The organism is Paenibacillus sp. 1_12 (genome assembly GCF_900114475.1).
GTDB lineage: Bacteria > Bacillota > Bacilli > Paenibacillales > NBRC-103111 > Paenibacillus_S.
Genome location: NZ_FOTE01000001.1, coordinates 234,887 through 256,622 on the forward strand (window position 1 = coordinate 234,887; position 21,736 = coordinate 256,622).

A 21,736-nucleotide genomic window follows, 5' to 3' on the forward strand; every position below is an offset into this window, starting at 1 on the left:
CCTGGCGCGCTTCGCTTCTGCAGAATACCTCGGCTGCTTCCCTCATGATTCATCGCAAAGTAGAGGATTAGAAACAAGCAAAAAGCCTGTTACATAAACGCGTAACAGGCTTTTTGTTGTTCACTTTCACACTCGTAACACTTCAAAAATACATAAACAATCCATGTATGGAATCCAATATTAATTCATTCATTTAACGACTTAAGCGGTCGATGCTTCATCATCCTTAACATCCCCATGCAGTTCCTGAAACAGCTGAACAAATTTCGTATGTTTACGCAAAGATTTTTCATGAATCAGGTTCAGCTTGCCATTGTCCAATTGACCAAAACGCTCAATGAGTTCCTCATTGTCCTGAGACCAATCGAAGCCATCGAATACACGCAGACATGTAGTCCAGTTCTTCACATACTTGCCCTCTTGGAATAAATATCCATTTGCATACAATGCGATACTTTCCTGCATAGCTCGACTGGAAGAGCTGTATTGCGGTAAACCTGGCTGCTCCGGCATTAGCGGAAGCAGTGTGGTGTAGAATTGGTGCAGAATCTCGACATAAGTGGTCGGATCTTGACGAATTTTACGGGCCAACTCATATGAAGGCTGCATTTTACCAGTCAACAGCATCGTTGCTGTGGAATAGAGCCAGCTGAAGGAAGTGAAATTTTTATTATAGGAAGTCAAATTAGCACGACGCTCCACACCTGCACCCTTCAAGAACACATTATGATCCACAACCTGCTGAATGACCAAGTTCAAAGGATCGATACTGTCAAACGAATGACCCAATTCCTTGCTTACCAGCTGTACCTTGGAGTTAATGTCACCAAACAGCTGTTTCTCCTCTTCTTCACTCAAACCAATATAGATTTGAACGGCAAGCTCGCTTTCCAGCAATTCTAATCTACGACGTTCAAGCTGCTCGACAAGACCCTGCTGCTGTTCCAAATCCAAAGTAATCTCTTCGTTGTCTGGGTTACGGCGCTGTTTAATGCGAAGGGCAGCAATTTTTCTTTCATGACTGCGCACTTCCTTGGTCATTTGCTCATTTACGTATCCAAGAGCAAGAATCCTGTGCTGTCCGTCTAATATGCTCAGCTTGGAGCCAGGGCGTAGATAAAGTCCATTATCCGCCTTAGCCAGCGAGCTGACCTCACGCAATGACAATGTCACAGGGCCAAAAAAAACACGATCCAAATCTCTTTCCTGCAAATAATTCGCTATCTTCCTCCGTTGTCCCGCACTCAGCTTTCGCTGGACCATAGGGTCAATTGAAGTATAGTTCAATATATCTTGTACCTGTATTGCAACCGTAGCGAGTCCAAAGTTCTCACAGAACGGAAAAATCGTCATATTCAAGCACAAACCATCCATTACATTGCATCCTCCTTAGCTTTATCCAGCAGCTCATCCTCACGGATCAGAAACAAATGATGCTCCTGATAAAAGTCTTTAATGTATTGGTAAGCCTTCATAATACGTGAACGTCTTGGCAATCGGTCTTTCTCATCGCCTACAAAAATAGCGTTCCAATCAATATGAGGCAATATTTTCATCGCGTACTCCAATGCATAACGATTAAAGCTGCCTGTCTTGGTCGCCTCACTATGGAATACCATTGCCATCGCAATCTGCATATTTTCCGTCCAGCACAGCTCACCTTTTTCAGGTTCCGGTAAATAGCGAAGCAAAGCATCAAAATAATACGAAGCCAGCTTTTGCAGTTCCTCGACGTCCTTAGGTTGAAAGTAATAGCCATTGTTACGTGCTGATGATTTCAAACGACCTTCAAATAAGCCTACCAAAATTTCGACAAGCAAGTGATACGAGAACAAAAACTCTGGACCCTTACCACGTTCTGTAAACATATCAACCGAAATTCGTTTCATTGCAGGCTCTTGCTCAGCAATTTGAGTAGCCAGCACATGATAGAATCGACGCTGCTCTCTTAGAACAGCCAAATTACCACCAATTTTACGCGGAAGCTTGTTAATATCGGAGAAAAGTTGACGCTCCTGACGCGCATTGATGTCGAGATAAATCATCGTTGACATCGGGAACGAATACAATTTACTAAGCTTTTCGGAAATTTCCTCCATACGATCATATTCACGACGATCCTTCGCACGAGTCATGTTGCTTTGCAGGGTTTCCATTAACCGACGAAATGCAGCCAACCGATGCTGCCCGTCTACCACATACAGCTTTTCAATCGCTTGTAAGCGGTATACTTTATTATCAGCATCATATTCTCCTGCACCTCTCGCAGAAAGAATAATACCAGGAAAATAAATTCCCTGTTTGTGCTCCAAAAAGAGCATGATATAGTCAATAAGCTTTGACAAGTTTTGAGGAACCAGCGAACGTTGAACCTCCAAATCTACTTCATATATGGAAAACAGCTTGCTCATCGGTAATGTCGTAGTTAGCGTAGTTTGACCAAATGTCCTCGATGCTGCACCGGGTATTTCGATATACGAGGACGCCCGTTGCCCTGCCAAAAGCTCTGACAGAGATGAAATCGTATCCATTCTTTTTCCTCCTTATGATCACCATTATGGTTGTTAGTATTTTACTATAAAACACTGATATAAGTACATTATACACTGAAAAATCACCAAACATTCAACTTTTGATAGAAAATTACCGCATAGATACTGGTTTTTATGATTTTTTTAGCCAAATCGACTATTTAGTTCCAATATTCACGAATTTGAGATGTAAAAATAATGGATAAACAATAAAATCACGTAAAAAACTAATCAAGTATTGCAAGTACAGGTTCGAGAGACTGTGGCTCCATCCGTTGAATAAGATCACCATATTGCCCCAACCGCTTCTCTATTGTGAGTAGTGTGAAATCTTCAATGCGGCAATTATTGCGCAGTTCCTCCCATTTGAGAGGTGTTGAAACTGTTGCCATTGAACGAGCTCGAGGCGTGTACGGTGCAGACATCGTTTTTCCATGCCAGTGCTGTAGGTAATCGATGTAAATTAAATCCCCGCGATTTTTCTTCAATCGCTCAATCGTAAACAAGTCAGGGTACTTCTTCGTTAAATAGCTGCCCAAAAAACGTCCGACCAGTCTTAGCTGTTCAAAGGTGTAACGTCCGTGCTGAATGGGAATGATCAGTTGAATACCGGTGGCCCCTGAGGTTTTGGGTATGGATTCAATGCCCATCGTTTCAAGCGCCTCACCTACCAGAAGTGCTGCCTGCATGATGCGGGGCTCCACTTCTTGGGAAGGATCGAGATCCACGATCCATTCTGCAGGCAATTCATCATTAATATAATGAAATGACGGATGAAATTCAAGACAAGCCAAATTACCGAGCCAAATGAGGGTCGGTAAAGAGTCCAGATTAACGTAATTAATTCCCTGAAAGGTGGCAGTTTTTACGAAGGAGGGAGTCGGTTTGGGAACTGCTTTTTGGTAAAAGGATTTATCATCAACACCGTTAGGAAAACGAATTGTTGTGAGGTAACGGTTTTGGCAATAATGAAGCAAATAAGGAGCTAAGATGATCAGTTTTTGTAAATACTCCAGCTTGGTAATGCCTGCATTTGGCCACAGCACCTTCTCTGGATTCGTCACTGTAATTTCGTGTCCTTCGATCTGCACCGTGCCTTTGATTGACGTCCCCACCTTAACACTCCTCTCCTATATGCGCAGCCATCGCATCATTCAGCGAATTTTTACTTGGATATCAAGTCAACACTTTAACCTTTTTCTTCGACTTTTTGTCTGTTTTCCCCTCGTCATCAGGATGTGTCTTAACTGCCTCCAGGCTGGCTTGCAGTGCAGACATCAGATCAATAACATTGGTACGCTGCTGCTCCGGCGCAATTTTCACTTCTTCACCAGCGATTTTATGCTGAATAGCATCCATTAAGGCAGCACGATAATCATCCTTATACTTTTCCGGTTCAAAAGGTGAGGTTAACTGTTCAATCAGCATTTTGGCCATAGTTAACTCTTTATCGTTGACTTGAATTTGGTCAGGCAAATTAGGAACCTGCTCGATAGTTCGAATCTCATCGGGATAAAAAATAGTTTCCATGACTAAACATCGGTCAATTACACGTATGCAGGATAAGCTGCTTTTTGAGCGAATGGATACTTTTGCGATCGCAATTTTCCCTGTTTGTCGAAGCGACTCCAGCAGCAGGTTATATGCGTTAGTTCCTGTCTCACCAGGGGATAAATAATATGTTTTTTGAAAATAGATCGGGTCGATTTCATGAAGACCCACAAAATCCAAAATTTTGATTTCCTTATTGATTTCGCCATTCAGACTGTCGAGCTCATCTTTTTCAAACAACACAAACCGGCCCGATTCGTATTCATAACCACGAGCAATTTCTTCCCATTCCACTTCTTTATCGCATGTTGGGCATTTACGCACATAAGCAAGAGGCGTGGAGCATGTCTTGTGTATGTAACGCATGGATATGGATTTATCTTCTGTGGCGGTAAACATTTTAACAGGTACATTCACGAGTCCGAAACTTATGGATCCTTTCCACAACGTTTGCATGGCGGTCCCTCCTCTGTCTACTTACCTGTAGTATGCGTTCCATTCCATTCAAATATGAACTCTATCCTGGAAAACAGGATTCATGAAACCATAGAACATCGGAGATAATTGTAAGGAATGACCTTCAAAAGCTATTTGCTGCCGTTAACGACTTGCACGCATACGGAGGAATATGATGATCATCACACCTGTTGTTCCGTTTGAACCGATATCGAACGATGAGATTCCTAAGGGCGAACCATGGATTGCACAAATCAAATGGGACGGGGTACGTATGCTCACCTACTTTAATGGGCTGCAGGTAAAGCTATATAATCGCAAACTTAACGAACGAACGTTGCAATATCCCGAGCTACTGACGATTTCAGCTTATTGCAATGCACAATCCGTCATACTGGATGGGGAAATTATTGCCTTTGATCATAGCAAACCATCCTTCCATGAAATCATGAAAAGAGATCAATTACGTAAAGCAAGCCGCATCGATTCCATTCAAGCCCAAGTACCAATCGTTTATATGATATTTGATGTCCTTTTTTTAAATGGCGAATGGGTGACAGGAAAAACTTTACAGGAGAGGCAGCAAATTTTATCAAGTATCATTGTACAAAATGATCATGTCCAGTTAGTGCAAAATTTTACCGATACACAAGAGTTGTTTAAGGTTGCCAAAGCTCATGATCTGGAGGGCATTGTATGTAAAGACTTAAGCAGTGCTTATACGCTAGATGGCAAAGACCAAAGATGGCAGAAAAAAAAGAACTATAAAGACGTGATTGCTGTCGTTGGCGGTGTAACCTTACGGTCTGGAGTCGTCAACTCGTTGCTGCTCGGTTTATTTAATGAACAGAAGCTTGTCTATATCGGTCATGCAGGGGCTGGCAGATTGTCCAACAAAGAATGGCTTCAATTTACTAAGTTAATTCAATCTCTTATTCAGACTGAACGTCCTTTTAGCAATGAGCCTGAACGAAGTCATGAGGCGGTTTGGATTAAACCAGTAATTACTGTAAAAATTCAATTTATGGAATGGACCCATCATTTGATTTTAAGGCAGCCGAGTATTCAAACCTTTGTGGAAGCAAAACCTGAGGAATGCACGTTTGAATCGGAATGAGGGAAAACAAACATGGTCAATGTTGGCTGTCATGTCAGTATACAGAGGGGGTATTTGCAAGCAGCCAAAATGGCGTTTCAAATTGGAGCGTCATCCTTTCAATATTTCCCTAAAAATCCAAGAAATCTTACAATCAAATCCTTCAATTTACACGAAGCCGAGGCATGTGCCCGGTTCTGCGAAGAGAAAGGTTTGCTTTCTATGGGTCATGCTCCCTATCCATTAAACCTGGCAGTCGAAGAGGATTTGAGCGACATTATGCTGCAGGCGATTCTCAACGGACTGGACATTACGGACGCTTGCGGTTCCGTAGGGTTAGTCGTGCATTTTGGAAAATACCGTGGAAAAGATCCCTTACAAGGTTATAAAAATATCATTTATTTGCTCAATAAGGCACTGCGGCAATGGCATGGAAAAGCTTGCATTCTGCTAGAGAACCAAGCCGGCGAAGGCACTCGAATGGGCACAACACTAGAAGAGCTAGTGAAGATCAGGAATCTTTCGGATTACCCGGATAAAATCGGTTTTTGTCTCGACACCTGTCACGCATTTGCAAGTGGTCTATGGACTGGAGACAACTGGAATGAGGTTCAGCAAAAAGGGACGGAGCTTGGCTATTTTGATCATTTAAAAGCTGTTCATCTTAACGATTCCATGTATGCTTCTGGTTCAAGGCGTGATCGGCACAGCTGTATAGGCAAGGGTCATATTGGTGAAGCGCCGATCAAACAGCTATTACGTTCCTCTGTCGTTAAAGGGCTGCCAGTCGTACTGGAAACGCCGTCACAAGGCGGCTCTCATCAGTCAGAAATTGCCTATGTTCAATCACTCCTGGACTAAAAGCATTTGAAAAAGCCCTCGGATAAGAGGGCATTCATAGGATTATGTGCAGCTTTGCGTTGTTATCATCTCGTGATTGTATCTGTCGGGCAGGGATATCAATGATGCCCTTGATATCCTTGATATCCTTGATATCCTTGATGTCCTTGATGTCCTTGATGTCCATAATTTCCTTGATGCCCATAATTTCCATAATGTGATGTTCCAGCCATTAGCCCGTGGAAATGTTTTGCTCTTTCCAAATGGTGGGCTTTTTGCTGGTCGTGGTAATGATGCATTTTCATGTGCCAATCATACATTTGTTTATGATAGGTACCGTGATCATGAGTATACATAGGCATTTGATCATGAGAAAAAGACATTTCGACAACCACTCCTCAGATTGTTGTTTAGTTTACGAAATCAGTCTATGGGGATTTACCTAAAGGCAGCACGGCTATTGCCTATAGATGGAAAAAAACATAGTACGACAGTTATCCAGATACTTCTAAACGGGTTTGGGCAAAACGCCAAGTGACAGAGTTATAGGAAGGCAATTCCTCGTCAGCCCCAGTGAGCTCCCCACTGAATTCGCCATCCGAGTTCTGAGTAACAGCTGCTTTCCACCAACCACATTCGCCTTTCTCGTAATTGAAGGTTTCACCGTCATCGTCATACAACATCCCTTCACCAGGCTCGCTGCCAAAATGGACGAGTTCAAGCGCAACACGAGTACCTGCTTGTGGAACATGCGGCAGCGCTGGCATCATCGGAATGATCGAGCCGCTTTTTACAAATACCGGAATTTGCTCCAAGCCTGCTTGAATCCGGATGACACGCCCGCCTGTATAACGCTCTCCCGTCTCCAACCCATACCAGATTCCCGATGGGAGAAGAACATCCCTTTCCCATTCTCCTTCAACGAGTGGAGCCACCAGCATGGCATCACCAACCATAAACTGATCATCCCACTCTCTCACTTTTTTCTTGCCGTACGCAGCATCTATCGTATTCAGGATAGAATGATCAGCATCAGGTCCGCCCGCTTCTGCTTGAGCAATCTCAGCAGCAGATAGGACAAACGGCATTGCGCGGAAAGGTGGTATTCCCTGCTCACGATAAAGGGCGAAATTTGAATACAAATAAGGCAGCAGCCTCATTCTCAGCTTGATATAATGACGTATAATTCCTTCCACTTCAGGATAGGACCACGGCTTCGTCCCGTCTCCCCACGCATTCAGCATGGCCAGAGAAGAGAAACATACCGTTTGCATCCGTCTGACCCAGTCCTCTGCATTTCGAGCTTTACGAACCTCCGGTGTCCATAGCAGCCCGCTGAAGGAGGAATTGCAAAGCGCCCGTATAAATTGCTTATGATCATATAGATCCGAATAGAGTACATATGGCATCGTTGAAGCTGCTCCATTGGAAGCTCGTACAAGCCCATAGGTTCTCCGATTGTTGCTATGGTAAAGGTCGTAAGTCATTTTTTGAAACATTAAGCCGTATATTTGCCTCATCTGTTCGCCATCCAGACCGGAAGGAAACTTAGCGTGTCCAGGGAACATCCATGAATTGTTGGTTAATTCGCTTCCATCGCATTCGTCCAGCTTATAGCCGGCAACACCGATCTGAACATGACGCTCTTCATGTTGATTTTTATACAGCTGTTGGGCTTCTGGCAATGAGTAGTCCGGCGCGAGCCCGCCCCAAACCGTATGACTGCCTGAAAGAGGCTGCAGCTTCTCGTAAAGCTCTGTTTCCGGTGATACGAAGGGGTGCTCCCACAGGTTTACGCGAAAGCCATTATGCTCGAGTGCTTTGACGAACGGCTCCGGCTCGGGAAACCTCGATTTCTCCCATTCATAAGTCACCGGATAGCTGTGGCTATGCCAGCCGGGTTCAAGACCTATCACATCACAGGGAATATCGTGCTCTCGGAATTGCCGTGCCTCCTCAAGTACTTCCTCCCCGCTAAACAGTGTAGGGACACGGTGCCAGAAACCAAGGCCCCACTTAGGAGGGAGCGCGCCCCCTCCGCAAAACAGGTTATATCTGGATACAACATCTGATAATGTCGGGCCGCCAAACACATAAACATCGGCTCCATCAGCGGGAATTTGAATCTCCACCCGCGAAGCGATCGGCGTAGCTTTCCAGCCCTTGTCCGTGTTGCGGTTACGGATCTCTGAAATTTGCGTGTCCTCCTGCTTTAAGGTAGAGCCGCAATGGATCGTTACGATCCGCGAAGTATCCACCCACACGCCATATCCCAGATCACTGACATAAAAAGGGACTGGTGCATGCGTTTCGCCTGTATCTTGTTTGGGGTCACTGTTGACGCGCAGATAACGAGTTCTTCCCCGCAGATTCATTCTTAATAATTGAAGCCCCGCACCATACAGCTTCTCAGTTGGATCAAGTGGAAATGATAGGATATGTGCCCCTCTTGCTGCTTCAAGCTGGATGCTTTCCCATTCAAATGGCGGATTAACGCTTGGTTTCTGACTCAATGCATCCACCTTAGGTGAAACTCCCATCCAGGAAAATGGTGTAATCGCTTGCGGATTCCCAATTGTAAGGCGCCATACGCCTGGTGCCGTTTCATTCCAAGCTTGTGTAGACATTCGAATTCCCCGTTCTACTTAATTTGAACAACTTTTATATTATTGGAACCTTAATGGTAATAGGAGTGCCTTTTTCACTGGCCAGCTTCGCATAATGGACAAGAGCCTGGGTTTTTAAATAATCGATTCCGCTCGTTTCTGCTTCACGTCCCTGGTGCAGTGATGCCACAAATTCAGTCAATATATCTGTTTCATCGATTCCGCTGAGATCTTCAGTTAAATGGGTTTCTCCATCTCGGAAAATCCTGATTTCCTTGTTGGTCAATTCCATGGCACCTTCGGTTCCTTCAATCCGCCAATTGCCCCACCATGAGGTTTCTGTCCCTCTCGCAGCTATGGAGGCGTTATAGGTCGCAATAATACCGCCCTCCAATTCGAGTATGGCATACGTATTAAGGACAGCTCCTTCTTCTTTCCAGCCGCCAATCGGATTGAACAGTCTGGCAAACACCGAGATACCTTCTCGTCCGCTAAAATAACGAAGCATATCAAAGTGATGCACGCCGATATCATCCAGCACACTGACCGTGTATTTCCGCTGCACTTGATGAAACCGATGAAACTGCACATCCATGGTGGAAAGGCTTCCGATGACGCCATCATCGAGAAGACGCTTCATTTTTCGAATAAAAGGAAATCTGCGGTAATTTTCTGCGATCATGAACGGAATGTTTTCCCTCGCCGCACGAGTTACTACTTCAATGGATTCTTCATAATCAAAAGAAATCGGTTTTTCGCATAAAACAGCAAGCTTGCGGTCAAAAGCCGCATGGTTCACCTGCGTGTGGATCATCGGCGAAGTGACATTAACCAGAAAATCCACCTGCTCCTTATCCAAGGCTTCCTCTAAAGAAGTGTAGAACGGAAACGGATCATCGTTCATCTTCTCTTTCATGGCTGGATCGACCTCAACAACCGCCGCCAATAATCCCTGATCTCTAAGCCGCTTATACCAACTGAATCCTGCTGCTCCCAAACCGACCAATATAGCTCTCATCGTTTCCCAATACCTCCTAATTCTTCAATGAAATAACCTTGCTTCAGGTTCTTATGGTGTTGCAAAAATCCTCACGAATCTGCGGAAAACACACCGCACCATTGAGTTGGTTTTCATCTCTTACCCTGCATCGCCCGAAATTCATTGCTGATTTAAGTGACGACTCGAACCCGCATGGCACCATACAGTTACAATCGGATCGTCCTCACTTGAATTCAGATGATGATCCTCACCAGGCTCAACAATCACGATATCTCCGGTAGCAACAGGAATATGCTCTCCATTGATCTCCATCGTTCCGCTTCCTTGCAAAATAACAAACGCTTCACAGTCTCCATGAACATGATAGTCCTTTCCATCCGGACCGTCATTCGTATGGCTTCGATCTCCCCTCGTCGAGAATGCAAGTCCTCCTGAAGACAAATAAGCACCCGGCAGCACATCCTGCAAAATATGCCCGTTTCCGATATCCCGTAAATCGCTTAAACGTAACTTTTTCACCCAATCCCTCCCTTTCTCAATCCGTAAAGAAAATTAATCCAATTAAACCCATTTATGTAAATATGAAATAATAAATTTGGAAACATATTAAAGAAGCCTACAATAAGGAAAACATCCTTGCATAAGGCAATCCGCATTGAATAACTTCTTCATTGAACGACCAATATCAAACTGAACAGCAAGAATTGTGCTGCCGCGCGGTTGGTTTGTTTGACCTATTATCGCTATGCCCTATTATAAGGGTCATTATGGTGATACGGGATGGCAAAACTTTCGAGGTGTTGTGTTTTTTTATCCTCCATTCATAACTGACCCTATTCGATAAGGGCGATACCAAATCCTGCTGTGGAAATCCTCGTTCTCCGATCCCTGGTTAGGTTCTTTCGGAATAGCTTTAGACTTTTGTGTAATAATATAATGCTGTTACACAATAATGTGGAGGTTGGTTAACATTAATACTCAAAGAGCACAAGAAATCATAGCTTCACCCACTATGATTAACGTGACCTACCAAGGGGCACAAATCTATATTCAAAACGTTGATGAACACACGGAAATGGCGAGGATCTATACCCTTGACGAGCCTGAGAAGGAATGCACTGTCCCTCTGCACAGTTTAAGTGAACAATAAGAAGCACCAAAAAAGTCGTCTCCGCTGCGGGGCGACTTTTTTCGCTCAAATCTTGTAGTAACCCGAATTGTAGGGTCTGAATGGTTATCACACAATCTACTTTTCACATTTATGAAATGAAGAAAAGGCAGCCCTTTGGATGATTGGGAGTTTCTATTAAAAACTGAATGCCACCATGCCATATATAGCATATGCACAGAACCAATGATACAATATAAGGTAGTCCGGCTGCGCCGCGGCCACAACAGGAGGCATTGCACATGGAAATCACAAAAGTAGATTCATATTCACAATTAGCCCAGTGTCTTGCAATTCGAAATCAAGTATTTGTCGAAGAGCAAGGCGTTCCACAGGAACTGGAAAATGATGCATACGATACATCACCAGATGCTTGTGTCCATGTATTATTGACTTATAACGGAGTTCCTGCAGGGACGGGACGTTGGATATCCTATAATAAACAGACCGCCAAAATCCAACGTGTCGCTATATTATCCGAATTTCGCGGCAAAGGGCTTGGCAAAATATTGATTCAAGGACTGGAACAGCATGCGATCTCGGGAGGATATACTTCCTGCATATTGGACAGTCAATGTCATGCAGAGGCCTTTTATTCCCAGCTTGGATACAATACGATTTCGGAGCAGCCCTTTGAAGACGCAGGTATCCTGCACGTTCGTATGCAAAAAAAGATTGGATAGATATCCAATCTTTAGCTTTGCTGGGTAGTGTGAAGCTTTACCAAGAGGAATGACACTCTTTTCGTTCGAGATGTAACAGGGTAACCACTTTATTCGTACAGACTATGACGGCTTAGCCGACAGATCTTTCTCTGCTTTTGGCTCGGGATTTTCTTTAGTTTCAGATACCAACTCTCTGGCAGATGCTTTAAATTCGTGCAGCGTGCGACCGACAGCCCGGCCCAGCTCTGGCAATTTGGAAGGTCCGAATAAAATAAGGATGACTACAAGAATCATGATGAGTCCAGGAATTCCGATATTTTGCAGCATGTTACATCAACACTCCTTCTATTAAAGATAGATTAGTCTTGAATATGTTTTTTAGGATATACAGCAACTGCCTCAACTTCAATTAACCAATCGTCATTAACAAGGCTGGCAACACCGACGGTTGAACGTGCGGTTTTCACCGGATTGTCCGCGGTATTGAAGAATTGGGCATACGCCTCATTCCAGCCGGCATAATCAAACTTGTTATCCTTGCTCTTATCAGCAGTTAAATAAGCGCGAAGGTAGATAACATCGTTCATGGTCAAGCCTTTCTCCGCAAGCTGCTTCTCGAAATTCTTGAATATCCCAATTGCTTGTGTCTTCGTATCGCCATAGCGCTCATATACGGTTGCGCCATCTTTATTCAATAAAGGAGGAACGGTGCCACTCGTATAAAGATAGGCAGCTCCCGCAGGTACTGAAACTCCACTGGAAATCGTCGAAGTTGCACTTCCATAAAATTCAGACTCATAAATCGGCTCAGCTATTATTTTATTCGGTTTGTCCGGTTCGTCTGCGGCAAAAGCTGTAATACCAATAGCAGTTGACATGACAGCAAGCAGCAGGATGGATTTCATATTTTTCTTTAGCATAGTCCATTGATCTCCTCTTCTGTTTTGATTTCTGTTTTGATAATTGTCTATTAACCTTTCAACACACGCTGATGGAGCTCAGTAACTACTTTACGTGCCGATTCAATTCCTCCGGCCATCCAAGCCGTAATGTAGCTCATGTGCTCCCCAGCCAAGTATATCCGGCCGTCTGGCTTGCACAACGTTTGATAGGAGGTTTTCCGATCTTCTTCCGTATATGCAGCCCATCCACCCAAATTGTACTTGATATTTTTCCAATGTACGGAGAACGAAGTTTCGAATTCTTTATAAAATTGCGGATGAATTTTGGCACCTGTGCTTAGTGCGTACTGCTCGCGCTGAGCAAGAGTCATAGCACCTAACCGATCTGCAGCAGCTCCGTTTGCATAGTAGGCAAGCATGATTCCCTTCTGAGCGTTGTATCCGGTTGGAGGATAATAGATCGAAGCCAAATCGGTATTGGTTACCGTAGTGCCCCCGTACAACTGCTCGTCTGTTTCCCAGAAGCGGCGTTTGAACTGAATTCCGAGTTTGCCTGCTGATGCATAATTGATGCTGGAGATCGCTTTCTGCATTTCGGGTGAGAAGTCAGCCGGAATGCTGCGAAGAACCGACAATGGAATCGTACAAATGCAGAAATCACCAGTGATTTCCTTTACTGCCCCAGTATCTCTGTTTTTGTAAACAACCCGGACTCCACTATCGTCCTGACGGATTTCATTAACCTCGGCATGGAACACCATGTTGTGGCCGACGCGCTTCTCGAATGCTTGCGGAATTTTGTCCATGCCGCCAACCGGATGGAACATCATCATTTGTTGGTCATAGCCATACTCGCTGGAGAAGAAGTTGCCAAATCCAGAGTTAATGATCGACTTCACATCGAATGGATCCCGAACGACTCCGGCATCGAGCTTGCCGCCTGGTTCTGATTGATAACCTCCGCGGGAAGAGCCTTTGTAGAAGAGGTCTGCGTTGAGATCGCCTTCGCGTTTCAGGTAGGCAACCAGCTTCTCTTTTTCCTCAGCATTCAACGGCAAATCGAGCGCGTTCTGATTTACTGCTTTGGCCAGCATTTCGGAGACATATCCTCTAACGTCTGCTTTAACTGCACGCTTTCTGATTTTTTGCCCAGATAGTGCGCCAACATTTTCGCTATAGTAATAACCATGATCGTTAACATTGTTGAATGGTTCAATGGGAATTCCAAATTTACGTATATACTCCATCGTTACATGGAACTGAGGGATACGCATAGGTCCTGCATTTAGGTACATATGCTCTCCACTATCAAAACGTGCAACCTGCTTCACACCGCCATTCTCTGTAACCGTTGTGCCTTTCCTTACAGACCAGATTCTTCCACCGGAACGGGAACGCGCTTCTAGAATCGTAACATCGTACCCAGCCTCCTCTAGCTCATAAGCTGCTGTCATCCCTGCAATCCCGCCACCAAGAATAATAACCCGCTTGCCATTACGATTGGTTAAGGATAAATCGTTTCTGCTTGGAGGTGTGTACTCCGCTGCTTTCATCGTTTCTGGAGAAAATAACCCCATGGTGCCCATTACACTGAATAAGGCAGCTGATCCACCAATTTTACCAACAGTCGTTAAAAACTGCCTTCTTGTAATTTCATTTGGTTCCTTACTTTCCATTTCAACAACCTCCTGATCAGCTATCATAGAATCTGAAGTAACCATACCAAATTTTAAATCTCATGTATCGATTTATGTAAGTAAATCTGACATAGTTTTTATTTTCGGAATAAAAAATAGGTAGTTTTCATCATGAAAAATGAATTTTAACTTGATATCATGTTAGAAATGATGTAAGTTTATTGCCAACGCAGCCTTTATAATAAAAAATTCACAAATAAGTAACGTTAATGTGACATTAAATTAACAAAGAATGGAGGTTGGAAGTATGAATGAAAAAGTGATGGGAATTGGAATGGTATGTGAATTAACCGGACTTTCTGAACGACAAATTCGGTATTATGAAGAAAGGCAGCTGATTAGCCCAGATCGAACTCAGGGACGCACCAGAAAGTACTCATTCGAGGATGTGGAGAGGATCAAGGAAATTCAACAGAAGATGAATGAAGGGTTTAATACTTTCGAAATCAGGCAGTTGGCTGCCAAAGGCCGATTGACCATCAAATATAGCTGTACATGAAAGGAAGATATCTTATGACCGAACCTAACGCAATGACATTCATTGGACATGTAGGAGAACTGCGCAAACGCATCATTCTTGTATTAGCTGTGGTATTTATAGCGATGATTGCAGGCTTATTCATAGCCCCGCTCATATTTCATTATTTAAAAAGCATGCCCCCGGCTTCCGACATGGTATGGAATGTGTTCTCTCCATGGGACAGCGCAAAAATTTATATGAGTGTAGCACTAGCCTTCTCCATTGTCATTTCATTGCCTTATATCCTTTATCAGATATGGGCTTTCGTCAAAAAGGGATTAAAACCTGTCGAGCAGGATGCGGCTTTTCTGTACATACCTTTTGCTTTTATCTCCTTTCTCATAGGGCTTTGCTTTTCCTATTTTATCGTATTTCCGATGAGCCTTGCATTCACCACCAGCATCACCAAAAACCTAGGACTCTCTGAAACATATGGGGTCGCTCAATATTTCTCTTTTATGTTTAATATTATAATACCAATTTCCCTCGCATTTGAGCTTCCAATCATTGTGATGTTTTTGACTAAGCTGGGCGTGTTAACTCCTAAACGGCTAAACGCTTTACGCCGGCACGCCTATCTGATTCTAGTTATTACCGCCAGCTTGATTTCACCTCCGGAAATTATCTCTCATCTTATGGTCTTTATTCCACTCGTTTTACTGTATGAGATCAGTATTGTGCTCTCACGTGTGGTTTACCATCGCAAGAATCAAGCCGCTTTTACTTAAACAGAATTAAATTTCGTATAGTTCCCCACTATGCACGCCGCGATCAATCCATCGCTTGCTACATAAGTCGTGTTTGCGCACGGCTTCTTTGTTATTAAATAAAGATGGAGATAAACCAAAGAGCCCTCTCTGGCTCATTCCACTAAAGGAAAAAAGCATAAGAAGGCTTTACAGGATAAGACCGTGTGAATCCTAAACGACAAGTTGATCAAATCGTGATTTCCCCAAGCTTGATCAGCTCAACTACTGCTTGTGAACGACCTTTTACATTTAGTTTTTGCATGACGTTGGATATATGATTACGCACCGTTTTCTCGCTAATAAACAGCTGCTGCGCGATATCCTTAGTTGTTTTGTCCTGCACTAACAGTTCGAAAACTTCGCGTTCACGATTGGTTAGCAAAAATTTACTTTTGTGGTCGCTGCCCTTCAAAGTGTCACCCCTCCTTGCTTGGGTTTTTGTATCATTACAAGGTGTAGGGATACAGTCAAGTTAGTTTATGAAGAGCAGCAATTAATGGTGCAGTGGCGCAGAAAAATGGGCTTACCATTGTTGGTAAGGTTATCATCTCTTACATAGAATGAGTAGGCACTTAACCTGGTTATCGCATTGTGCCTGTCGGGACAAGAGGGCTGGGAACTAAAAAAAGGACATACGGCTTGTAAGCAACCGATAGTCCAGAATTCATTCAATACAGCATACAAACGCGTTAGCACAATCAAAATCTGCGGAACCTGGCTTATAGGTAGGAATTCAGCTTACTTTTGCAGCTTTATCAGCTCAGTAACCTCTTTGGTGGTAATGGCATCCACCCCAATCTGGATAAACCTCCGCATAGCCTCAGAATCATTAACCGTATACACCCATACTGCAAGACCAGATGCATGGGCAAGCTCTACGATTTCTTGACGGCATGTTGCATAATCCATATTCAAACCATAATAAGAATTGAGCACGGCTTCTTCGCATACTTTAGCCGCATACAACGAGTAGTTGTCTCTCTCTTCGGGCGTAAATTCTTTTGGCGTATTGAACACAACCCGAATATCTTGGTGACGGTTAGTAATGTTTTCGCTGCATCCTGTAATAAAAACCTGATCCATCACGTTGAATTGTTTCACCAACTGAATGGTAGGTTCAATTGTTTCCAGAGTTTTTATATCCAAATTTAATTTTATATCATACTGCTTGACGATTTGCAGGATATCCGTCAACTTTACAATTTCATAGTTCTCATACAAAGAGCTGAGCTTCGTCCTGACTTCATATTGATTCAGCTGCTCATAAGTACATTCGTGAAGATACGGGGAATCGTCGTGAAGCAAAACGACAGTACCGTCTCCTGCCACTCTCAAATCTACCTCAACAATATCCGCTCCCAAATGAATCCCTTCCATAAAGGACTCCATAGTATTGTCCGGTGTATTCCCGCACCCTGTATGTGCAGCAATTTTCGGAAACGACAGTTTCTCCATCTTCAATCCCTCCATTACTTAAAATAGAACAGTCGTATGCTTCAGCTGCATAGATTCCTTCCTCAATATAAGGTGCTAGAGGCCCCTCTGACCGGACCTGTAGTCCCACGAATAATCAGCTTCGGCTCATATTCCACTTTCATAGGTTTAAGCTCTGATTTTTGAATCAAGCGGTTCAGCATGGAAACGGCATCTTGACCCATCTTTTCTTTATCCGTATGAACCGTAGTTAAGGACGGATTTGAAAGACAGGCAAAATCGATATTATCCGATCCAATGACCGATACGTCCTGCGGTATTCTAAGTTCCTTTTCCATAATAATTCGCATAGCACCCAAAGCCAGCATATCGTTTGTAGCAAAGATTGCGGTGGGAAATTCTATATCGTGTGCGTGGGAGCGTTCCCATATTGATAAGCAGCCATTGTAACCATCATTAAATAAAGATGTCGGTGAAACATACATATGTTCCTTACGAAGCTCACAACCAAGTTCGAGCAAGCGTTGATAAAAGCCCTCATATCTAAGATGATGACTCCGATGCTCCTGCGGCCCGGCTATAACACCGATCTGTCTATGTCCTAACTCGTATAAATGATCTGCGGCGAGCCTCCCGCCTTTTCGATCATCATTGACGATTTGAGTAACTTTATTGTTTTCTGCTGTACCGTTCACCATCAGATAAGGAATATGAAAGCTGTCTATGTAACCGATCATTTCCTGACTGAGCCGACTGACTAATATAAGACCATCCACTCTCTTTTCCAGCATGTAATCAGCGGAACGCCGTGACATTTCTTTATCAGTCGAGACGAATACAGAATAATTCAAGCTTTCTGCAGCTGCCAAAATGGCATCTAGTATTTTTCCGTAAATAGGGTGGGATACAATAGGATAATCATTACGATAAATGATAACGCCAATATTATAGGTTCGATGCGATACCATGGCCCTAGCCACCGCGTTTGGTTTGTACTTCAATTTTTGAATGGCATTTAGCACTTTCTCCCGAGTTTCGGGACTCGTATAGCCTTTAGCTGAAATTACACGAGAAACGGTAGATTTAGAAACGTTGGCCATTTGGGCAACATCAATAATTGTATAGCTCATTGCTCACCTCCATTGGTTTTATTGTTGGAAAGCGCTTCCTATATAAGATCAACAAAAGAAACACACAGCCCGAGAGGAGAAAGCGGACCCTTCTGGAGAAACGAAGTGTTCGCCTTTGCAGACGGATTCTTACCCCTTTGGGGCTAAGTTTCGAAAGAATCTGGCTGCAACAGCGATTGAAAGAGGAGTCTGCTTTCGCTGCGACTCTTTGCTGTCATGATGTTTAGTTCATCTTAAAATAGCCGTTAATCTCTTACTTTTTTCAGAGTAATTATACTTTACGAGCTACTATTTAACAACTTCTTTATTCCTTTTGTCCCTGCTGTTATACGGTCACTTCGTTTGCTAGATTCCAATTTTGATGGACGCTGCCCTTCTTATTATCGTCTTGAAGAGCAGCAAACAGCATTAATTTTCTCCAAGCAGCAGCTTGCCCTTCTGTTTCCATTGTTCAATATAAGGTTCATTAACTGCCCATTGAAGCATAACGATTGACTCGTCCGAAGCAAGCTTGATTGTCAACAGTGGCTTTGGAATCAATTTGCCATCATATGGATACATGTTAATACTATCGTTCGATATTACGCCTACGATTTCCTTATTAGGTGAAGCGAACGCATCCTTGGCATTTGGCTGAAGCTTGCGAATCTCTTCCCAGCTCAAGGGAAGTAAGTCGTAGCTAACGACTGATTCCGGCAGCCTGTACGAAAGAGGCTTCAACTGATATTCATAGCCATTATCTGCGGCACGCTCAGTGTATGATGCGACCTGGGGAGTCCATTCGCCGTTTTTGCGAACAATTGTCCAGCTTTCCCCGTTATCGTCCTCTTGTTCAGTAGATGAAGTACGAGGACCTGGGTTTTGTGGAGCTCTGGTATTGAGCAATTTTAGTGAAGGCTGAATCGATTCTCCATATAGTCGCTTCAAGGTCGTATGCGGATCTTGCAAAGGGCGGATGATCCCAGTGCTATTTATTTTGGATGAAGTTAATTCATCTACTTCCTTAACCCAAGCGTATTCATATACAGAAGGTTTACCCTGATCCAACTGCCGGATGGATTGCGACAAAGCCACATAACGATTGCCTGCAAAAAGAAGCTTCTCCGCTACTTTCAACGATTTGGTATTGGATGGGTATGCTTGCACTTGGGGCAATACCCTGTCAGCAGCAGCCATGACCTGAAGCGTATGGGATTCCTCGTTGGCGGCGTTCAGCTGACTGTCAGGCGCAATTCTGACAAAACCCATTTTGTAGGGCATCAGTATCCCATCTCCCTCAGCGGCCGTCCGCAGCTTCCCTCCCTCCGGCGCAAGCAGCAGTGTACGATATGTGCTATGAGCGGGACTGCTCCCTGCTGTAGGATGGTCCTCACGAAGCCCGACCAGTACCGCAGAACGGACCCCGTATACAGACTGATCTTTGGTAGTCGGCAGTGCAGCTTCCGTCTCAAAGGCTGTCATCTCGCGTTGATGTACAACGATTTCATCGTGTCCAACAGACGGCACCCCGTCCACCATAAAGAAAATGGATGCAGCAATAAGCATAGTGCTCACACAGCCGAATACCAGCATCGATTTTCTCGTATTGTTATGCTTCTGCTCCAAACGATCCTCAATACGCTTTTTCAACTTCTCGGAGAACCCATTCCTGATGAGCGGTCCGTTAGCCAAGCTTTTTTTCAACTCGTCATCCATCGGATTCATGGCTCAAAAGTCTCCTTTAACTTGGATATTTTATTGCGGGCATGAAACAATCTTGACTTTACCGTTCCTTCGCTGACACCGAGAATATGCGCCATTTCTTTCATGGAAAGCTGGTAATGGGCAAATAGGAGCAGTACCTCACGGTACTTCGCTGGAAGTGTAAGCACCAGCTTCCACATATCACTAGTCGCCAGCTTGTCAATAACGATCTGTTCCGTGGAAGGCTGCTCGCCCTTCGTTGGAATAAACTCCATCAACGTCACTTTACGATAAAACGCAGCTCTCCTAAAATCCAAAGTCATATTGCGGGTAATCGTCAATATCCACGTTTTCACAGAAGACTCACTTCGAAATGTACACAAATTACGGTATACCTTGATAAATACTTCCTGTGTGATATCGTCTGCTTGGTCCCATTGCTTGGTCATACTGAAAGCATAGTTCCATACATCTTTGCCATATGCCGTCATAAGTTCTTCCAATATCTCTTTTTTATCCGAGCTTTCGGACAAATATCTTAAGTATTCGAAATTCATTTTGGAATCCACTACTGCCACCTCAATTATTAGACGATCCGCTATCACTTTTCGTTTCCAGTGAAGTATCCCGACGTCCACTCTTATTATCAGTTTACAGTTTTGTGGGCAAATGGAAAAGGATTTCTTCAACGAGCCTCGTTCAGCTGCGGAACAGTGACCATCTGGTAGCCATCCAGCTTCAATTGGGCGATCATTTCCGGAAGAGCTTCGACAGTATTGTCCAAATTACCGTTTTTGCCCCCGAAGCTGTGCATTAACACAATCGCACCTGGTTTCGTATGTGATTTTACATTTTGCAGGATACCTGCTGCACTCGTTCCAGCCCAATCCCGCGGATCGATGCTCCAGCCAACTAACGGTCGATTGGATTGTGCCAGCAGTTTTTTCAGCTTATCCGATACGGCCCCATAGGGTGCTCTTACCATTGTCGGTTTGATCCCGATAGTCTTTTCGATTAGAACATCCGTATCCTTGATCTCCTGCTGAATACGCTCCAAAGAGATCTTGGATAGATCGGCATGGTCCCAGGAATGATTGCCAATCGCATGACCTTCTTCGTGAATACGTTTGAGAATTTGCGGATATTTGGCCGATTGAATACCTACGACAAAAAAAGTCGCTTTGATTTGATTCTCCTTCAAAATATCGAGAATACGTGGCGTGTACACTTCATCAGGTCCATCGTCAAAAGTCAGTGCTATCCGCTTGGAAGAGACCGGATCCGTTTTGGGAGCTGCGGCTGCAGCAGGCTCAGGTTTGATTTCTGGCTGCTGCTGGATAGCAGGAAGCGGACGCTTCGATTCTGTCGGTAACGGCTGATCATTGGCAGGTAATGTCGATTGAATGGGTGGTGAGGGTTCAGCAATGGATACTGCTGGCTGAACGTCAGCGGCTTTCGGTTGATCGTTGGATACTGACGGCTGCGGCGCCTTCAAACGAGCCTCGGACGCCTCCTCCACCTGTTCCATTTTGTGTTTCTCGGGCAGCGGAAGCACACTGCCAGTTACGGTAAAATTAATAAGAGCCATACTGACCATACTGCAAAAAGATATGCCCATAATCCACTGCTGCTTGCGTTCTTTAAAAATCGACACTGCCATTCGACTAAACCTTCCTTCAACCGTTCACCGGCCATAATGAGATCCCTA

Annotated in this window: 23 protein-coding genes; 6 read left to right on the forward strand and 17 right to left on the reverse strand. The window is 44.0% G+C overall.

Translation table 11 applies throughout. The features are described from left to right. Positions 1 to 201 precede the first annotated feature (201 nt). The 4 genes from BM210_RS00990 to BM210_RS01005 all read right to left on the reverse strand — a co-directional run bounded on the left by BM210_RS00990 (position 202) and on the right by BM210_RS01005 (position 4,538). Positions 202 to 1,374 carry a DNA sulfur modification protein DndB gene (locus BM210_RS00990; RefSeq protein WP_091163647.1) on the reverse strand — a complete coding sequence of 391 codons (1,173 nt, stop codon included), beginning with the start codon at positions 1,372 to 1,374 and terminating at the stop codon, positions 202 to 204. Then, a complete protein-coding gene (locus BM210_RS00995) occupies positions 1,374 to 2,531 on the reverse strand; it encodes a DGQHR domain-containing protein (RefSeq protein ID WP_091163649.1) in 1,158 nt (385 codons plus the stop codon). Before BM210_RS00995 ends, BM210_RS00990 begins: the two co-directional genes overlap by 1 nt. A 227-nt stretch (positions 2,532 to 2,758) precedes the next feature. Continuing rightward, positions 2,759 to 3,646: a non-homologous end-joining DNA ligase gene (gene ligD, locus BM210_RS01000; protein ID WP_091163650.1), complete on the reverse strand. Its 888-nt coding sequence runs from the start codon at positions 3,644 to 3,646 to the stop codon at positions 2,759 to 2,761. A gap of 61 nt (positions 3,647 to 3,707) precedes the next feature. Next, a complete protein-coding gene (locus tag BM210_RS01005; protein ID WP_091163651.1) occupies positions 3,708 to 4,538 on the reverse strand; it encodes a non-homologous end joining protein Ku in 831 nt (276 codons plus the stop codon). 175 nt (positions 4,539 to 4,713) lie between these two features. Between BM210_RS01005 and BM210_RS01010 the strand changes: the two genes are divergently transcribed. Both BM210_RS01010 and BM210_RS01015 read left to right on the forward strand, forming a co-directional pair. Continuing rightward, on the forward strand, positions 4,714 to 5,655 hold the full coding sequence (locus BM210_RS01010) for an ATP-dependent DNA ligase (protein WP_091163652.1): 942 nt from the start codon (positions 4,714 to 4,716) through the stop codon (positions 5,653 to 5,655). A 12-nt stretch (positions 5,656 to 5,667) separates the two neighbouring features. After that, positions 5,668 to 6,495: a deoxyribonuclease IV gene (locus BM210_RS01015; RefSeq protein ID WP_091163654.1), complete on the forward strand. Its 828-nt coding sequence runs from the start codon at positions 5,668 to 5,670 to the stop codon at positions 6,493 to 6,495. Positions 6,496 to 6,593: 98 nt separating this feature from the next. Here BM210_RS01015 and BM210_RS35520 read toward each other — a convergent pair whose 3' ends face one another. From BM210_RS35520 to BM210_RS01035, 4 genes are all read right to left on the reverse strand, one after another. Further along, a complete protein-coding gene (locus BM210_RS35520) occupies positions 6,594 to 6,857 on the reverse strand; it encodes a hypothetical protein (protein ID WP_091163656.1) in 264 nt (87 codons plus the stop codon). A gap of 111 nt (positions 6,858 to 6,968) precedes the next feature. Next, positions 6,969 to 9,101, reverse strand: coding sequence for a TIM-barrel domain-containing protein (locus BM210_RS01025; RefSeq protein ID WP_091163657.1), 2,133 nt, complete (start codon positions 9,099 to 9,101; stop codon positions 6,969 to 6,971). Between the two features lie 34 nt (positions 9,102 to 9,135). Further along, entirely contained in the window at positions 9,136 to 10,098 is a 963-nt protein-coding gene (locus tag BM210_RS01030; protein WP_091163659.1) for a Gfo/Idh/MocA family protein, read from the reverse strand. 141 nt (positions 10,099 to 10,239) lie between these two features. Further along, a complete protein-coding gene (locus BM210_RS01035) occupies positions 10,240 to 10,599 on the reverse strand; it encodes a cupin domain-containing protein (RefSeq protein ID WP_091163660.1) in 360 nt (119 codons plus the stop codon). A 451-nt stretch (positions 10,600 to 11,050) separates the two neighbouring features. Between BM210_RS01035 and BM210_RS01040 the strand changes: the two genes are divergently transcribed. Together BM210_RS01040 and BM210_RS01045 are read left to right on the forward strand one after the other, a co-directional pair. After that, positions 11,051 to 11,230: an H-type small acid-soluble spore protein gene (locus BM210_RS01040; RefSeq protein ID WP_091164640.1), complete on the forward strand. Its 180-nt coding sequence runs from the start codon at positions 11,051 to 11,053 to the stop codon at positions 11,228 to 11,230. Positions 11,231 to 11,490: 260 nt separating this feature from the next. Beyond that, a complete protein-coding gene (locus BM210_RS01045) occupies positions 11,491 to 11,931 on the forward strand; it encodes a GNAT family N-acetyltransferase (protein ID WP_177237569.1) in 441 nt (146 codons plus the stop codon). Between the two features lie 102 nt (positions 11,932 to 12,033). Here BM210_RS01045 and BM210_RS01050 read toward each other — a convergent pair whose 3' ends face one another. Genes BM210_RS01050 through BM210_RS01060 form a run of 3 tightly spaced genes read right to left on the reverse strand, consistent with a single transcriptional unit; the run spans position 12,034 to position 14,491 of the window. Continuing rightward, positions 12,034 to 12,240, reverse strand: a complete 207-nt coding sequence (locus BM210_RS01050; protein WP_091163663.1) for a twin-arginine translocase TatA/TatE family subunit — start codon at positions 12,238 to 12,240, stop codon at positions 12,034 to 12,036. A gap of 32 nt (positions 12,241 to 12,272) precedes the next feature. After that, on the reverse strand, positions 12,273 to 12,833 hold the full coding sequence (locus BM210_RS01055) for a RidA family protein (RefSeq protein WP_091163665.1): 561 nt from the start codon (positions 12,831 to 12,833) through the stop codon (positions 12,273 to 12,275). A gap of 50 nt (positions 12,834 to 12,883) precedes the next feature. Then, the gene (locus BM210_RS01060; RefSeq protein WP_091163666.1) at positions 12,884 to 14,491 is read right to left on the reverse strand and encodes a flavin monoamine oxidase family protein; all 1,608 of its coding nucleotides are present in this window, start codon (positions 14,489 to 14,491) and stop codon (positions 12,884 to 12,886) included. A gap of 268 nt (positions 14,492 to 14,759) precedes the next feature. Here BM210_RS01060 and BM210_RS01065 point away from each other — a divergent pair, with 268 nt between their 5' ends. Continuing rightward, a complete protein-coding gene (locus BM210_RS01065) occupies positions 14,760 to 15,011 on the forward strand; it encodes a MerR family transcriptional regulator (RefSeq protein ID WP_091163668.1) in 252 nt (83 codons plus the stop codon). 14 nt (positions 15,012 to 15,025) lie between these two features. Beyond that, the gene (gene tatC, locus BM210_RS01070) at positions 15,026 to 15,760 is read left to right on the forward strand and encodes a twin-arginine translocase subunit TatC (protein WP_091163669.1); all 735 of its coding nucleotides are present in this window, start codon (positions 15,026 to 15,028) and stop codon (positions 15,758 to 15,760) included. 208 nt (positions 15,761 to 15,968) lie between these two features. Here the strand turns inward: tatC and BM210_RS01075 are convergent, their stop codons facing one another. The 6 genes from BM210_RS01075 to BM210_RS01100 form a co-directional block, all read right to left on the reverse strand. Continuing rightward, on the reverse strand, positions 15,969 to 16,193 hold the full coding sequence (locus tag BM210_RS01075) for a helix-turn-helix domain-containing protein (protein ID WP_076236846.1): 225 nt from the start codon (positions 16,191 to 16,193) through the stop codon (positions 15,969 to 15,971). 326 nt (positions 16,194 to 16,519) lie between these two features. Beyond that, positions 16,520 to 17,236 carry a glycerophosphodiester phosphodiesterase gene (locus tag BM210_RS01080; protein WP_091163671.1) on the reverse strand — a complete coding sequence of 239 codons (717 nt, stop codon included), beginning with the start codon at positions 17,234 to 17,236 and terminating at the stop codon, positions 16,520 to 16,522. A 62-nt stretch (positions 17,237 to 17,298) separates the two neighbouring features. Next, entirely contained in the window at positions 17,299 to 18,345 is a 1,047-nt protein-coding gene (locus BM210_RS01085; RefSeq protein ID WP_091163672.1) for a LacI family DNA-binding transcriptional regulator, read from the reverse strand. Positions 18,346 to 18,753: 408 nt separating this feature from the next. Continuing rightward, positions 18,754 to 20,049: a hypothetical protein gene (locus BM210_RS01090; RefSeq protein WP_091163674.1), complete on the reverse strand. Its 1,296-nt coding sequence runs from the start codon at positions 20,047 to 20,049 to the stop codon at positions 18,754 to 18,756. After that, a complete protein-coding gene (locus BM210_RS01095) occupies positions 20,046 to 20,585 on the reverse strand; it encodes an RNA polymerase sigma factor (protein ID WP_177237618.1) in 540 nt (179 codons plus the stop codon). Before BM210_RS01095 ends, BM210_RS01090 begins: the two co-directional genes overlap by 4 nt. A gap of 128 nt (positions 20,586 to 20,713) precedes the next feature. Next, complete coding sequence (locus BM210_RS01100; protein WP_091163677.1) at positions 20,714 to 21,688, reverse strand: polysaccharide deacetylase family protein; 975 nt, start codon at positions 21,686 to 21,688, stop codon at positions 20,714 to 20,716. Positions 21,689 to 21,736: the final 48 nt, after the last annotated feature.

Bases quoted from the DNA above. Each gene is read 5' to 3' on its own strand.
- BM210_RS00990 (WP_091163647.1), bottom strand. From the start codon at position 1,374: ATGGATGGTTTGTGCTTGAATATGACGATTTTTCCGTTCTGTGAGAAC.
- BM210_RS00995 (WP_091163649.1), bottom strand. From the start codon at position 2,531: ATGGATACGATTTCATCTCTGTCAGAGCTTTTGGCAGGGCAACGGGCG.
- BM210_RS01005 (WP_091163651.1), bottom strand. From the start codon at position 4,538: ATGCAAACGTTGTGGAAAGGATCCATAAGTTTCGGACTCGTGAATGTA.
- BM210_RS01010 (WP_091163652.1), top strand. From the start codon at position 4,714: ATGATCATCACACCTGTTGTTCCGTTTGAACCGATATCGAACGATGAG.
- BM210_RS01015 (WP_091163654.1), top strand. From the start codon at position 5,668: ATGGTCAATGTTGGCTGTCATGTCAGTATACAGAGGGGGTATTTGCAA.
- BM210_RS35520 (WP_091163656.1), bottom strand. From the start codon at position 6,857: ATGTCTTTTTCTCATGATCAAATGCCTATGTATACTCATGATCACGGT.
- BM210_RS01025 (WP_091163657.1), bottom strand. From the start codon at position 9,101: ATGTCTACACAAGCTTGGAATGAAACGGCACCAGGCGTATGGCGCCTT.
- BM210_RS01030 (WP_091163659.1), bottom strand. From the start codon at position 10,098: ATGAGAGCTATATTGGTCGGTTTGGGAGCAGCAGGATTCAGTTGGTAT.
- BM210_RS01045 (WP_177237569.1), top strand. From the start codon at position 11,491: ATGGAAATCACAAAAGTAGATTCATATTCACAATTAGCCCAGTGTCTT.
- BM210_RS01050 (WP_091163663.1), bottom strand. From the start codon at position 12,240: ATGCTGCAAAATATCGGAATTCCTGGACTCATCATGATTCTTGTAGTC.
- BM210_RS01055 (WP_091163665.1), bottom strand. From the start codon at position 12,833: ATGCTAAAGAAAAATATGAAATCCATCCTGCTGCTTGCTGTCATGTCA.
- BM210_RS01060 (WP_091163666.1), bottom strand. From the start codon at position 14,491: ATGGAAAGTAAGGAACCAAATGAAATTACAAGAAGGCAGTTTTTAACG.
- BM210_RS01065 (WP_091163668.1), top strand. From the start codon at position 14,760: ATGAATGAAAAAGTGATGGGAATTGGAATGGTATGTGAATTAACCGGA.
- tatC (WP_091163669.1), top strand. From the start codon at position 15,026: ATGACCGAACCTAACGCAATGACATTCATTGGACATGTAGGAGAACTG.
- BM210_RS01080 (WP_091163671.1), bottom strand. From the start codon at position 17,236: ATGGAGAAACTGTCGTTTCCGAAAATTGCTGCACATACAGGGTGCGGG.
- BM210_RS01085 (WP_091163672.1), bottom strand. From the start codon at position 18,345: ATGAGCTATACAATTATTGATGTTGCCCAAATGGCCAACGTTTCTAAA.
- BM210_RS01090 (WP_091163674.1), bottom strand. From the start codon at position 20,049: ATGAATCCGATGGATGACGAGTTGAAAAAAAGCTTGGCTAACGGACCG.
- BM210_RS01095 (WP_177237618.1), bottom strand. From the start codon at position 20,585: ATGAATTTCGAATACTTAAGATATTTGTCCGAAAGCTCGGATAAAAAA.
- BM210_RS01100 (WP_091163677.1), bottom strand. From the start codon at position 21,688: ATGGCAGTGTCGATTTTTAAAGAACGCAAGCAGCAGTGGATTATGGGC.